The organism is Trinickia symbiotica (assembly GCF_003028655.1).
Classification (GTDB): domain Bacteria; phylum Pseudomonadota; class Gammaproteobacteria; order Burkholderiales; family Burkholderiaceae; genus Trinickia; species Trinickia symbiotica_A.
In genome coordinates, this window is sequence record NZ_PYUC01000009.1 from 141,045 (window position 1) to 153,377 (window position 12,333).

General features: G+C 63.8%; 12 protein-coding genes. 6 read left to right on the top strand and 6 right to left on the bottom strand.

Annotated features, from left to right (window positions below; all coding sequences use genetic code 11):
* Positions 1 to 31: 31 nt before the first annotated feature.
* From C9I57_RS19055 to C9I57_RS19070, 4 genes are all read right to left on the bottom strand, one after another.
* Complete coding sequence (locus C9I57_RS19055; RefSeq protein ID WP_107152197.1) at positions 32 to 979, bottom strand: hydroxyacid dehydrogenase; 948 nt, start codon at positions 977 to 979, stop codon at positions 32 to 34.
* Entirely contained in the window at positions 976 to 2,316 is a 1,341-nt protein-coding gene (gene dctA, locus C9I57_RS19060) for a C4-dicarboxylate transporter DctA (RefSeq protein WP_107152198.1), read from the bottom strand. The genes C9I57_RS19055 and dctA overlap by 4 nt, the downstream gene beginning before the upstream one ends.
* 248 nt (positions 2,317 to 2,564) lie before the next feature.
* Positions 2,565 to 3,740, bottom strand: a complete 1,176-nt coding sequence (locus C9I57_RS19065) for a UxaA family hydrolase (RefSeq protein WP_107152199.1) — start codon at positions 3,738 to 3,740, stop codon at positions 2,565 to 2,567.
* A gap of 75 nt (positions 3,741 to 3,815) precedes the next feature.
* Positions 3,816 to 4,085: a UxaA family hydrolase gene (locus C9I57_RS19070; protein ID WP_020566528.1), complete on the bottom strand. Its 270-nt coding sequence runs from the start codon at positions 4,083 to 4,085 to the stop codon at positions 3,816 to 3,818.
* Positions 4,086 to 4,339: 254 nt separating this feature from the next.
* On the opposite strand from C9I57_RS19070, the gene C9I57_RS19075 reads away from it, so the two are divergent.
* The 6 genes from C9I57_RS19075 (at position 4,340) to C9I57_RS19100 (ending at position 10,022) form a co-directional block, all read left to right on the top strand.
* Positions 4,340 to 5,098: a GntR family transcriptional regulator gene (locus tag C9I57_RS19075; RefSeq protein WP_107152200.1), complete on the top strand. Its 759-nt coding sequence runs from the start codon at positions 4,340 to 4,342 to the stop codon at positions 5,096 to 5,098.
* 473 nt (positions 5,099 to 5,571) lie between these two features.
* Positions 5,572 to 6,591, top strand: coding sequence for an ABC transporter substrate-binding protein (locus C9I57_RS19080; RefSeq protein ID WP_107152201.1), 1,020 nt, complete (start codon positions 5,572 to 5,574; stop codon positions 6,589 to 6,591).
* A gap of 2 nt (positions 6,592 to 6,593) precedes the next feature.
* Positions 6,594 to 7,409, top strand: a complete 816-nt coding sequence (locus C9I57_RS19085) for an ABC transporter ATP-binding protein (RefSeq protein WP_107152202.1) — start codon at positions 6,594 to 6,596, stop codon at positions 7,407 to 7,409.
* Positions 7,402 to 8,313: an ABC transporter permease gene (locus C9I57_RS19090; protein ID WP_107152203.1), complete on the top strand. Its 912-nt coding sequence runs from the start codon at positions 7,402 to 7,404 to the stop codon at positions 8,311 to 8,313. The genes C9I57_RS19085 and C9I57_RS19090 overlap by 8 nt, the downstream gene beginning before the upstream one ends.
* Before the next feature lie 28 nt (positions 8,314 to 8,341).
* Entirely contained in the window at positions 8,342 to 9,091 is a 750-nt protein-coding gene (locus tag C9I57_RS19095; RefSeq protein ID WP_258187726.1) for a sulfite exporter TauE/SafE family protein, read from the top strand.
* A gap of 19 nt (positions 9,092 to 9,110) precedes the next feature.
* Positions 9,111 to 10,022: a LysR substrate-binding domain-containing protein gene (locus tag C9I57_RS19100; RefSeq protein ID WP_107152205.1), complete on the top strand. Its 912-nt coding sequence runs from the start codon at positions 9,111 to 9,113 to the stop codon at positions 10,020 to 10,022.
* Here the strand turns inward: C9I57_RS19100 and C9I57_RS19105 are convergent.
* Together C9I57_RS19105 and C9I57_RS19110 are read right to left on the bottom strand one after the other, a co-directional pair.
* Positions 9,959 to 11,713 carry an L-aspartate oxidase gene (locus tag C9I57_RS19105; RefSeq protein ID WP_107152206.1) on the bottom strand — a complete coding sequence of 585 codons (1,755 nt, stop codon included), beginning with the start codon at positions 11,711 to 11,713 and terminating at the stop codon, positions 9,959 to 9,961. The two genes, C9I57_RS19100 and C9I57_RS19105, sit on opposite strands and share 64 nt — an antisense overlap.
* A gap of 7 nt (positions 11,714 to 11,720) precedes the next feature.
* Positions 11,721 to 12,332, bottom strand: a complete 612-nt coding sequence (locus C9I57_RS19110; protein ID WP_107152207.1) for a FumA C-terminus/TtdB family hydratase beta subunit — start codon at positions 12,330 to 12,332, stop codon at positions 11,721 to 11,723.
* Between the last annotated feature and the right edge of the window lies 1 nt (position 12,333).

Here is a 12,333-nt window from a genome sequence, read left to right on the forward strand (position 1 = left end):
CGGAGGCTCCTTTGCAGCAAGGGTTATGACATCAGCGCGGCGTATGCGCATCGTCGCCGAGCGCTTGCGCGACCCGCGAAGCGACGAGCGTGCTCACACGCGCGTTGGACTGGGCGGTTAGACCGGCGATATGCGGCGTCAGAATGAGGTTCGGCACGTCCGCAAGGACCGAGCCGCTTTCGAGCGGCTCTCGAGCGAACACGTCGAGTGCCGCGCCGCCGAGTCGGCCTTCGCGCAGCGCGGACGCGAGCGCCGCTTCATCGACGATGCCTCCGCGCGACGTATTGATGAGAATCGCGTGCGACGGCAGCAGTGCAAGTCGCATAGCGTCCAGCAGATTGCGCGTGGCATTCGTGAGCGGCATATGGAGCGTGACGACGTCGGCGGCATGCAGCGCCTCGTCGAGCGGCACCGGGCGAGCGCCCGTCGTGCCCCAGCACGGCGCGTCTGGCGGCTGAGCCGGATCGTAACCGATGACCGTCATGCCGATCGCATTGGCGAGGCTGGCGACAAGCTGGCCGATACTGCCAAACCCGATGATCGCAAGCGTGCTGCCCGCGGCCTCGCGCCCATTGGACAGGGCCGCACGCGGCCATGCGCCCGCGGCGACCACATCGCTCGACGTATAGGCGCCGCGCAAAAGCAGCATCGCGGTGGCGATCACGTACTCGGCCACCGCGCGGGCGTTGGCGCCCGTCGCCGGCAAGACAGCCACGCCGCGCGCCGCGCAGGCGTCGACATCGATATTGTCGAGCCCGACGCCGAGTCTTCCGATGGCGACGAGTCGCGGCGCGGCGCCGAGCAACGCCCGCGTGACCTGCGTGCGATTGCGCACGATCAGGGCGTCGGCGTCCTTCAGGCAAGCCAGCAGGCGCGGAGGGTCATCGACGAGTGCGGGATCCGCATGCACGTCGAACTGACGCGACAGCGACTCGATCGCCGAACCGTCCATGAACTCGCTGATGACGATTTTCTTCAATTGATGTTCCTCCGGGCGATGGAGGGCATCTTCAGCTCGCGAGTCGCCTCGGTCCGCGCGTCGCGGGCGGCTGCCTTCTCCTCATCGACGCCAACGCGCGGGGCGGACAACACTTCGCGTGCCATGTGCACGTCGAAAACGCCCTCCCAGCGGGCCACGACGATCGTCGCGACGGCATTGCCGATCAGGTTGACGAGGGCGCGAACCTCGTTGAGTATCCGATCGACGCCGAGAATCAGCGTGATGCCGGCCACGGGAATGATGTTATGCGTCGACAGCGTGGCCGTGAGTGCGACGAGCGCGGCACCAGCTACACCCGCGCCGCCCTTCGACGTCACCATGAGTATGGCGAGCAGACCGATCTGCTGCGGGAGCGTCAAATGCGTGCCGGTCGCCTGCGCGATGAAGAGCGATGTCATCGTCAGATAGATGGCGGCGCCGTCGAGGTTGAACGAGTAGCCCGTGGGCAACACGAGCCCCACGACGGACTTGGGGCAGCCGAGTTTTTCGAGCTTGTCCATGAGTCTCGGCAACACCGACTCCGTCGTCGACGTGCCGAGCACGATCAGTATTTCTTCTCGCAGGTACCGAATGAGCGGCCACAGCCCGATGCCGGCCCATCGGCAGATCGTGCCGAGCACGAGCGCGACGAAAAGGACGCTCGTCAGGTAGAAGCAGACGATGAGCAGGCCCAGTTGCTGCAGCGTGCCGATGCCGTACTTTCCCACCGTGAACGCCATTGCGCCGAACGCACCGAGCGGCGCGAGCCGCATGATCATCTCGACGATGCGCATGAGCGCGTCGCCGCACTGTTCGATGACGTTCGAGAGGAAACGGCTCTTCTCGCCCATGATCGACAGCGCGATGCCGAACAGCACGGAAAAGAGCAGCACTTGCAGAAGATTGCCGCGTGCAAACGCGCCGACGACCGAGTTCGGCACGATCTCCTCGAGGAGACCGCCCGATGCCTGCGTCTGCGCCACTGATTCATAGTGGCTGATCGCGTGCGCATCGAGTGTGCGAGGGTCGATATCGAGACCGGCACCGGGATGCATCACGTTGGCAACGACGAGTCCGATCAAGAGCGCGAGCGTCGTGATGGCTTCGAAGTAGAGAATCGTCTTGAGTCCCACGCGGCCGACGTGCTTCAAATTCTCCATGCGTGCGATGCCGAGCGCGACGGTGCAGAAGATAACCAGTGTGACCAGCATCTTGATGAGCCGGATGAAGAGGTCGCCGAGCGGTTTCATCGTCACGCCCGTGGAGGGCAGGAGGTAGCCGACGACGATGCCGGCCGCAAGGCCGATGAGAACCTGAACGTAAAGGCTTTTGAGCATGCGCAAGATGGTGTCTCCTCCACTCGCTGCTGCTGGCTGATAGGGGTGGCGCGTTCACGCAGGGGCCGGCGAAAGCCGGCCCGGACAGCGCATGCCGCCGGGCGCCGCTTTGATACGGCGTCACTGTCTCACGCGGCGCGGCCCGCAAGCCCGAATGACCCCATCGGGAAAATGGAGGCTTGCCGTGCGGAGCGGCGTTTCCTTCGCACTCCTTATGATCCGCACGGCGGCGGCGCCGCGTCCAAGGCTCAGGCGCTTTCGAAGAGACGCGTGAGCACGAACTCTCGATGCCCGAGCGTCTCGGCGGCGGTCCATCGGCCATTGACCGTGGCCAGCATCGCTTCGAGCAATTTGTCTCCGGCCTCGTCGAGGTTCTGCTCGCGCTGCAGCAGGCCCGAGACATCGACGTCGATGTGCTCGGACATCGTGCGCACGGTACGCGGATTCGCGCAGATCTTGATGACAGGAAGAATGGGATTGCCGATGACGTTGCCCTGGCCGGTCGGGAAGAAATGGACGGCAAAGCCCGATGCCGCGCACAGCGTCACCATCTCGGCCGCCGCCGACGACGAATCCATGAACCAAAGGCCGGATCCCGTCGGCGTTTCCGCCTTGTCGAGTACGCCATCGACTTTGCATCGTTTGCCGATCTTCTGGATGTTGCCGAGCGCCTTTTCTTCGATGGTCGTCAGCCCGCCGGCGATATTGCCCTTCGTCGGTTGCGACTCCGAGAGGTCGTCCGTTTTCCAGCGATTGATCATGTCCTGATAGCGGTCGAACATGAACTGAAAGCGCTCGCGTACCGCGTCGTTCGCGCAGCGCTCGGCAACGAGCTGCTCGCCGCCCGTGAGTTCCGAGGTTTCGCCGAACACGAGGGTCGTGCCGAGCCCGTAGAGCTTGTCGAATGCGTTGCCGACCGTCGGGTTCGAGCCGCAGCCCGAGGTCGTGTCGGATTCGCCGCACTTCGTCGATACCCAGAGATCGGCAATCGGACACGTTTCGCGCTCGAGCGAAGTCGCGTACTGAACCATCTCCTTGGCGGCCTTCGAGGCGCGCATGATCGTGTCGTGGTCCCCATGCAGCTCGATGCCGAAGCCCATGACGGGCTTGCCCGATTTCGCGATGCCGTCGACGACGCGCTTCGTCCAGCCTTCCTCGATGCCGATGACGATGACGGCGGCGACGTTCGGATTGCAGCCGGTGCCGATCAGCGTACGGAAGTGAAGATCGAGGTCCGCGCCGAACTGCAGCCGTCCGTAGGGGTGGGGCAGCGCCATCGTGCCCTTGATGTTGTTTTCGACTGCCAGCGCGGCCGCGTTCGACAGGTCGTCGACAGGCAGGATGATGACGTGGTTGCGCACGCCGACGCGGCCGTTGCTGCGGCGATAGCCGCGGAAAGTGGTGTTGCTGTCGATCACGCTCATGACGGTTCTCTATGCTCGCTTTGATGGGGACATTGACGGTCGCCGCGCGCCCGAGGACGGCGCGGCATGCGCGTATTACCAGCGCTTCGTCTTGATGTTGTGAACATGGGCGTGCTCGCCCGCGGCGATCGGGGCGACCACGCGCCCGATATCGACGCCGTACTTGTAGACGGTGTCTCCGACCGCCATGTCCTTCAGCGCGATCTTGTGCCCGATGGGAATGTCCTGCTTTGCCGTCACGGCGACGATCTCGTCGTCATCCATGATCCAGGCGTTGAGCCGATCGCCCGCCTGAATGCCCTCGACGACGGCGACGCCGACGGTGTCCTTCGCTTCGTGCAGCACGATATGGATCGTTCTTTTCTCGGGCGACGACGACGCCCGTGTGGCCGATGCGGCTGCTGCGGTTTGGTTCATGGTGTTCTCCTCGATCTCCTGAAGACACGGTTCGTTTTCCGTGCAAACCATCTTAGGCGGCAGGTTCATCAGTGTCAACCATATCATCTATATGTCTTTGATGAGCCAGATGAGCGGTAGTAGAATCCAGTGCCAGCAACAACAGAATGTTTTCGAATACACCGAGTGCATCAGAGGTCGCAATGAATACCATCATGCTCGCCACGTCCGCGATCGGCGGAACGCGGTACAAGGAAGTCAAGAACGCGATGCTGGCTGCCCTTGCCGCGAGCGAATGGAAGGGCGGGGAAGCAATACCGTCCGAAAAGCGCCTCGCCGAGCGCTTCGGCGTGTCCATCGGCACACTGCGCAAGGCGATCGACGAGCTTGTGGCGGACAACATTCTCGTGCGCCACCAGGGACTCGGCACGTTCGTGGCGCAGCACCAGCGCGACCGGCATTTCTTCCGCTTTTTCCGCATCGTCCGCCAGGACGGCGACAAGACTTATCCGACGGTCAGTCTCGCCAGTTTCAAAAGGACGAAGGCGTCCCGGGAAATCGCTTCGGCACTCGGGATCGAGCCGGGTGAGCGCGTCTTCTCGTTCGTCAATCGGCTGTCGCTGCACGGCGAAAGCGTCATCGTCGATCACATCGCGGTGGCCGAATCGCGCTTTCCCGGATTGACGGAGAAGGCGCTGCGCGAGCGGCCGAGTACGCTTTACAACTTCTATCAAGACGCTTTCGGCATCAATGTGGTCGGCACCGACGAGCGCCTGCGCGTGGCGAAGGCCGACGAGATGGAGGCGGAGTTGTTGGGCGTATCGACCGGTACGCCGCTCCTCGAAGTTCGCCGCATCGCCTATTCGTACCACCATACGCCCGTTGAAGTGCGCATTTCGCACGTCAACACCGAGCGATACGAATACATGGGCGCATCGACTACGCGCGAGGAAACGAGTTGATGCCGCCGGGACTCGGCGCGGTCGTCACGCGGGCGAGCGGCGGCGCACGCGGCGGCGACACCGGAGGCGGCACCAGCGATTCCGCGCTGACTCCGCCGGTTCGCCCTCGCTGCGAGACCCGGTTTTCCCCGATTTGCAATCGGTTAAGCGATCACCTACACTGCGAACTCATACAGATGAGTTAAATCACGCATAGGTCAACGCAACCCGTCGCGCGGCCCATGCCCCAATCGCTCATCGGTGAACGAACAGCCGGCCCGACGTTCGTCCGAACGTCAGGCGCCCGGCACGAAGGAGACAGCACGATGCGCACTTCCCCCTCCCGTCGCCGCATCCCGATCCTGCACTTGCTGCGGGCCGGATGAGCGCACGGGCAAGGCGGGCGCTCACTCTCGCACGTTCGGCCGCCTTGCCCTCCCTCTTGCGTCTCACCCCTTTGCCATACGTTCCTTTTTTGCGAGGAGTGCCGAGCAATGAGCTTTCGCAAGGTCGTTTCACTATTCACCGTCTCGCTTGCCGTATGCGCGGTCGCGCTCAGTGCGCCGGCCAGGGCCGACGTGACGGAAATCAAGGTTGCGCGCCAATACGGCATCAGCTATTTGCCGCTGATGATCATGCAGGACCAGAAGCTGATCGAGAAGCACGCGGCGCAACTCGGATTGCCCAACCTCAAGGTCTCCTGGGTCCAGTTCGCGGGAGGCAACGTGATGAACGATTCGCTTCTTTCGGACTCCTTGCAGATCGCGTCGGGTGGCGTCGCGCCGCTCGTATTGCTATGGGCGCGCACGCACAACACGCCGCTGGCCGTGCGTGCGTTGGCCGCGATCAATTCGATGCCGCTCTTGCTGAACACGAACGATGCGAAGGTGAAGACGATCAAGGACTTCAGCGATCGGGACAAGATCGCCTTGCCGGCCGCGAAAGTCTCGATTCAGGCGATCACGCTGCAGATGGCCGCACAAAAGGCGTTCGGCGAAGGCAACGCAGGCGTGCTCGACAAATACACGGTGACGCTCGCGCATCCGGACGCCCAGCAGGCGCTTTTGTCGGGAAACAGCGAAGTGACCGCGCATTTCGGTTCGCCGCCGTTCCAGGAACAGGAGCTCACGCATCCGAACATCCATACGGTGCTCAATTCTTACGACGTGCTCGGCGGCCGTTCAACCTTCAATCTCGTCTGGTGCACATCGAAGTTCTATGACCAGAACCCGAAGATCGTGAAGGCGTTCATGGCCGCACTCGATGAGGCCGAGACGATGATCCGCGACGACAAGCACGCGGCCGCGCTGTTGTATTTGCGCGTGAGCGGTGAGAAGACCAACGTCGGCGAGATCGAGAAGATGATCGCGGATCCGAACGTCGAGTTCACCACGACGCCGAGCAATACGATGAAGTATGCGACGTTCATGTCACGCACGGGGCTCATCCGGACCACTCCGGCATCGTGGAAGGACATGTTCTTCCCGACCGCCCAATCGTTGCAGGGGAGCTGATCATGCGTTTTCAAGGTCAACAGGCGGGCCAGGCGTCATCGAGTGCCGATGCTCTGTCGTCACCGCTGCTCGATGTGCGCGGGGTCACGCTGCAGTACAAGACGCCGAAACACCTCGTCATGGCGACGTATCGCGTCGATTTTCAGGTCTTCGAAGGCGACCGTTTCGTCCTGCTCGGCCCGTCCGGTTGCGGTAAGTCCACGTTGCTGAAGAGCGTGGGCGGCTACCTGACGCCGACGGAAGGCTCGATCGTTCTGAAGGGCAAAGCGGTAACGAAGCCGGGGCCGGACCGGATGATGGTCTTCCAGGAGTTCGACCAGCTGCTGCCCTGGAAAACCGTCAGGCAGAACGTGATGTTTCCGTTGGAGTCCGCGTTGCGGTTGAGTCCGCGCGAAGCTCAGGAGCGCGCGCTGCATTACATCGACAAGGTGAACTTGACGAAGTTCGCCAACAGCTACCCGCATACGCTATCGGGCGGAATGAAGCAGCGTGTGGCGATCGCCCGCGGCATGGCCATGGAGCCCGACATTCTGCTCATGGATGAACCGTTTGCGGCGCTCGATGCCCTGACTCGCCGCAAGATGCAGGATGAACTGATGGCGCTGTGGCAAGACACCCGATTCACGGTGTTGTTCGTCACGCATTCGATACCGGAGGCCATCAAGATCGGCAGCCGGATTTTGCTGCTGTCGCCGCACCCGGGTCAGGTCAAGGCCGAGCTCAACACGGCCGATACGGCGGAATCGGCCGCGGCGCTCGAGACGCGCATCCAGCAAATGCTGTTCGACGACGAAATCAAGGAGGCCGAACATGTCTGATGCCACCACCGCGCGCAACGGCACGCCCGCCATGGCCAACATGTCGCCCCCTTCTCGCGGCGAGATCGTGCGGGAGCCCAGCAGCGCTCAGCAGTTCAGCGTCGTCGAAAAGCCGCTGTCGCCGCTTGAGCGTCTCTACAACCAGGGATGGGTGCGCAAGGTCTTCATCCTCGTCGTGCTCGCGTTGATCTGGGAATGGTACGGACGCACCCTCAACAACGCGCTGCTTTTTCCGACGTTCAGCGCCACGGTGCAGGCGTTCGTGAGCAGCATTGCAAGCGGCGAGCTGCCAGGCAAAGCATGGGCATCGATCCACGTTCTCCTGATCGGATACGCGTGCGGCGTCGTACTGGCCGCGATTCTGACGGCCACCGCGATCACGTCGCGCATCGGCACCGATTTCCTGGAGACAATGACGTCGATGCTGAACCCGTTGCCGGCCATTGCACTGTTGCCACTGTCGCTGATCTGGTTCGGGCTCGGCAACGGCAGCCTCGTATTTGTGCTCGTCCACTCGGTGACGTGGTCCGTCGCACTGAATACCCATTCCGGTTTCAAGTCCGTCAGCAATACGCTGCGAATGGTGGGGCGCAACTACGGGCTCGGCGGCATGCGCTACGTCATGAAGATTCTCGTGCCGGCCGCGTTTCCGAGCATCCTCACCGGGCTCAAGATCGGCTGGGCCTTCGCGTGGCGCACGTTGATCGCCGCCGAGCTCGTTTTCGGCGTGAGCTCGGGTTCAGGCGGCCTCGGCTGGTTCATCTACGAAAACAAGAATCTGCTCGACATCGCGAACGTGTTCGCCGGGCTCTTTACCGTGATCCTGATCGGCCTCGCCGTGGAGAACCTGATCTTCCGCGTCGTCGAGCGCCATACGGTACAACGCTGGGGGATGCAATCGTGATGATGGCGGCTCGCGCGGGGCGCCCTTGTTGAGCCCCGAGCTCGCGCTGCTCGTCGCGGGCGGCAGCGCGGTCGCCGGCTTCGTGTCGGGGCTTGCCGGCTTCGCCTTCGGCCTCGTCGCAATGGTGTTCTGGGCATGGACGATGCCGCCTCAAGTGATCGGGCCGATGCTCGTCGTCGGATCGCTCGTCGGCCAATTGCTGACGATCCACACGGTGCGCGCGCAGATTCGCGCGAAGCTCGTTGCGCCGTTCGTGATTGGCGGCTTCGTCGGCGTGCCGATCGGGGCCGCGCTGTTGCCGATCATCGATCCGGTCGCATTCCGGATCGGCGTGGGCCTCTTGCTCATCGCGTATTGCAGCGTCATGCTGGCGGCGACGAATCTGCCTGTCCTGAAGGTCGGCGGCTCGTTCGCGGACGGCGGGGTCGGCATGGTGGGCGGGATCCTGGGCGGCATCGCCGGGCTCGTCGGCCCGGCTCCCACCGTATGGTGCATGCTGCGCGGCCACGACAAGCATACTCAGCGCGCGATCTGTCAGACCTTCTTCATCGCGATGCAATCGTTGACGCTGATCACGTATCTGGCCACGGGCATCATCGGTCGGCAGACGCTTTACCTGATCCTGTGCATGGTGCCCCCAGCCCTCGTTTTCGCCTGGCTCGGTTCGCGTCTTTACCTGCGCATCTCCGAGCGCGTATTCCGGCGGGTGCTGCTCGTGCTGCTGTTCGCATCGGGCGCCGCGCTCTTCGGCACATCGCTCGCCCATCTTTCGAAATGAGCGGGAGGGAGGGCCGCGTATGAGCGCGATTCGCTATTTCGTGACCTTTCTCGCTGTGGCACGACACGGCTCGTTCGCGGCCGCCGCGGAAGAAGTCTGCCTCACGCAGGCGGCCGTCGGCCTGCAGATGCGCTCACTCGAGCGCGATCTCGACATGGTCCTCTTCGAGCGCACGCCGCGCTCCATCTCGTTGAGCGAGCAAGGGCGCATGATCGTGCCGCTTGCCGAGGCGCTCGTCGCCGACTATCGAAGGATTCTCGCGACAGGCGAGCGAGCCGAGCTGGCCGGTGTCGTGAGGGTGGGGGCGCTCGTTTCTTCGCTGATGGGCGCATTCGCCGATGCCATGCTCGATCTGAAGCGTCGCTATCCGCGGCTCGAACTGAAGCTTTTCACGGGTCTTTCGAGCGATTTCGCCGAGCGCGTGGAAGGCGGGGATCTCGATGCCGCGATCGTGACGCAAGCGCCGGCCGGCTTTCCCGCCGCGCTCAAATGGACGGCGCTTTACAGCGAACCGTTGGTGCTGATCAGTTGCGCCGATGCGCCGAATAGCGGAATCGGCGGACTGCTAGAAGAGCCGTTCATTCGGTTCGATCGCCAGACGTGGACCGGCATCCTGATCGAAAACGCGCTGCAAGCCCTGGGTGTCGCCGCGAACGAGATCATGGAACTCAATTCGATCGAGGCGATCTGCGAGATGGTGCGGCGCGGCTTCGGCGTCGCCATCGTGCCGCGCCTTGCCAACGCAAACTGGGATCCGGCGTCCGGGTTGCGGGTGACGGCGTTGCCGGATCGCATCGAGCCGCGACGCGTGGGGTTGCTCGAGCGGCGCGAGCACTCGCGCGAGGCGTTTACGCAGGCCGTCAAGCGTCATTTCATCGACATGCCGGCGGACACGGCCGCAGACGCGGGCGCGGCATCGATGAGCGACTGACCTGGCCTCACTCGCGTGAACGCGACGCGGCGGCGCGTGGCCTCGAACGCGCCGTCGACATGGCGAAGGCAGACATAGTCGGAAGAGTCGAGATCGCCCGGTTCGGGAAAGTCTTCCCTATAGTGCGCGCCGCGCGAGTTCTCGCGCAAGATCGCGGCTTCCGTAATCGCGCGGCTCACGAGGGTGAGGTTGTGCAGGTTCATCCAGTCGTGCCACGACAGGTTGAAGCGCAAGTCGCTGCCGTCCACGCCCGTGCGATCGAGCTCGTCTTCGATGTCCATCAGGGCGGCGCGCGCGCGGGCGAGGCCCGAGGCGTCGCGCAAAATGCCGACATCGCGCCACATGAGCTCGTAAAGCAACTCCCGGATCGCTTCGAGATTGCCCGGTCGCAGCGCGAGTGGGCGCCGGCAGCGGTCCATCGCGCGCGAGATGGCTTCGCGGCTCGGCGCTTCGAAGCCGCACAGTTGAGTGGCCCACCGCGCGAGCGTATCGCCCGCGATGCCGCCGAATACCGTGGAATTGGCCACGCCGTTGCCGCCCAGCCGGTTCGCGCCGTGCACGCCACCCGCGTCTTCGCCGGCGACGAAGAGGCCCGGCAGCGTCGTCGAGCAATCGCGCTCGAAGACGACCCCGCCCATCATGTAGTGCGCGGTCGGCACGACTTCGACCTGGTCGCCCGCGAGGTCGAAGCCGCAATCTGCGCAGCGCTCGACCATGCCTTTGAATCGCTGCCGCACCGTCTCGGGGCCGAGATGCGACATGCGCAGGTAGACGCCGCCGTTCGGCGAGGCTTTTCCGGCTCGCAGCTCGCGGTAGATGCTGCGCGAGACGATATCGCGCGTGGCGCGCTCGCCGCGCGGATCGTAGCGGTGCATGAAGCGCTCGCCATTGCCGTCGAGCAGGTAGCCGCCCGCTCCGCGGAGGCCCTCTTCGAGGACCGTGCCCGTCATGCGCGTATGCGTGCCCGCGAGAAGACCGGTCGGATGGAACTGGACCATCTCCATGTCGCGCAGCGTCAGGCCCGCGCGCAAGGCCATCGCCATGCCGTCGCAGCTCTTGTCACCGCTCGGTGTGTGGTACTTGTACATCGTCGGCCCGCCGCCCGTCGCGAGCAATACGCCTTTTGCCCGCACGAGCACGAACTCGCCCGAGCGCATGTCGATCATGAGGACGCCCGCGAGCGCGTCGCCGGTATCCGATTCGATGAACTCGACGGCACGGTGCTCCTCGAGCCGCCCGATGCCGCGCGCCCAGACCTGCTCGGCGAGCCGGTTGATGATTTCGATGCCCGTCTGATCACCCTTATGAACGGTGCGATCGAACGTCTGGCCGGCGAACGCTTTTTGCCGGACCGAGCCGTCCGGGTTTCGATCGAAGAAGCATCCGAGCTCGTTTTCGAGCTCGTGAATGCGCTCGATCGCGCCGTTCACGAGGATCCAGGCCAGCTCCTGATTCGATAGCCACTTGCCGCCTTCGATCGTGTCCATGAAGTGCCGCTCGACGGAATCGCCGGGCGCGAGGGCGACGTTGTAGCCCCCCTGGACCATGCGCGTGCAGCCGCATTTGCCGAGCAGCCCCTTGACGGCAACGGTGATGCGAAGGTAGGGCGCGGCGGCATGCGCGTGCAGCGCCGCGAAGAGCCCGGCGCCGCCGCTGCCGAGGATCAGTATGTCGGTGTCGTATTGCTTCATGATGCAATCAAGCCTTGATGCCGAGCGACTGCAGCACGGCTTTGCGCTTTTCCTGACTGTCTCGCTGGACGCTCGAGTAGAGGCTCGCTCCGTGGCTGTCCATCGCCACGAGCAAAGGGCCGAACTCCTTGATCCGGAAACGCCAGAGCGATTCGGGGTTCAGATCGTCCAAGTCGACGTCCTCGATTTTCTCGATCCACGTCGTCTCCAGAGCGGCGGTGCCGCCGACGATCGCGAGATACACGCCGCCATGCGTGGCGAAGGCACGGCTCGACGCGTCGGCAAGTCCGCCTTTGCCGATCACGATGCGCACGCCGTACTGCGCCATCAGCGGCTCGGTGAAGCGCTCCATTCGCATCGAGGTCGTCGTGCCGATGCATACGGGCTCGTATCCGGCCGGATGCGCTTCGGAACAGGGCACCTTGCGCACGTTGGGCGCCGTGTGGATCACGGCGTGCCCGCGAAGATCGAATCGCGTCTTACGGCCGCGGTCGAACAGTTGAATCTGCGTGGCATCGCGAATGCCGAAGAGCGTGCCGGTCAGCGTGACCGTGTCCCCGACGCGAAGCGCGCGCGCCTCGCTTTCGCTAATGGGAGTGGTGAGCCGATAATGCGCCATC

Bases quoted from the DNA above. Each gene is read 5' to 3' on its own strand.
- C9I57_RS19100 (WP_107152205.1), top strand. From the start codon at position 9,111: ATGAGCGCGATTCGCTATTTCGTGACCTTTCTCGCTGTGGCACGACAC.
- dctA (WP_107152198.1), bottom strand. From the start codon at position 2,316: ATGCTCAAAAGCCTTTACGTTCAGGTTCTCATCGGCCTTGCGGCCGGC.
- C9I57_RS19065 (WP_107152199.1), bottom strand. From the start codon at position 3,740: ATGAGCGTGATCGACAGCAACACCACTTTCCGCGGCTATCGCCGCAGC.
- C9I57_RS19090 (WP_107152203.1), top strand. From the start codon at position 7,402: ATGTCTGATGCCACCACCGCGCGCAACGGCACGCCCGCCATGGCCAAC.
- C9I57_RS19105 (WP_107152206.1), bottom strand. From the start codon at position 11,713: ATGAAGCAATACGACACCGACATACTGATCCTCGGCAGCGGCGGCGCC.
- C9I57_RS19110 (WP_107152207.1), bottom strand. From the start codon at position 12,332: ATGGCGCATTATCGGCTCACCACTCCCATTAGCGAAAGCGAGGCGCGC.
- C9I57_RS19080 (WP_107152201.1), top strand. From the start codon at position 5,572: ATGAGCTTTCGCAAGGTCGTTTCACTATTCACCGTCTCGCTTGCCGTA.
- C9I57_RS19085 (WP_107152202.1), top strand. From the start codon at position 6,594: ATGCGTTTTCAAGGTCAACAGGCGGGCCAGGCGTCATCGAGTGCCGAT.
- C9I57_RS19075 (WP_107152200.1), top strand. From the start codon at position 4,340: ATGAATACCATCATGCTCGCCACGTCCGCGATCGGCGGAACGCGGTAC.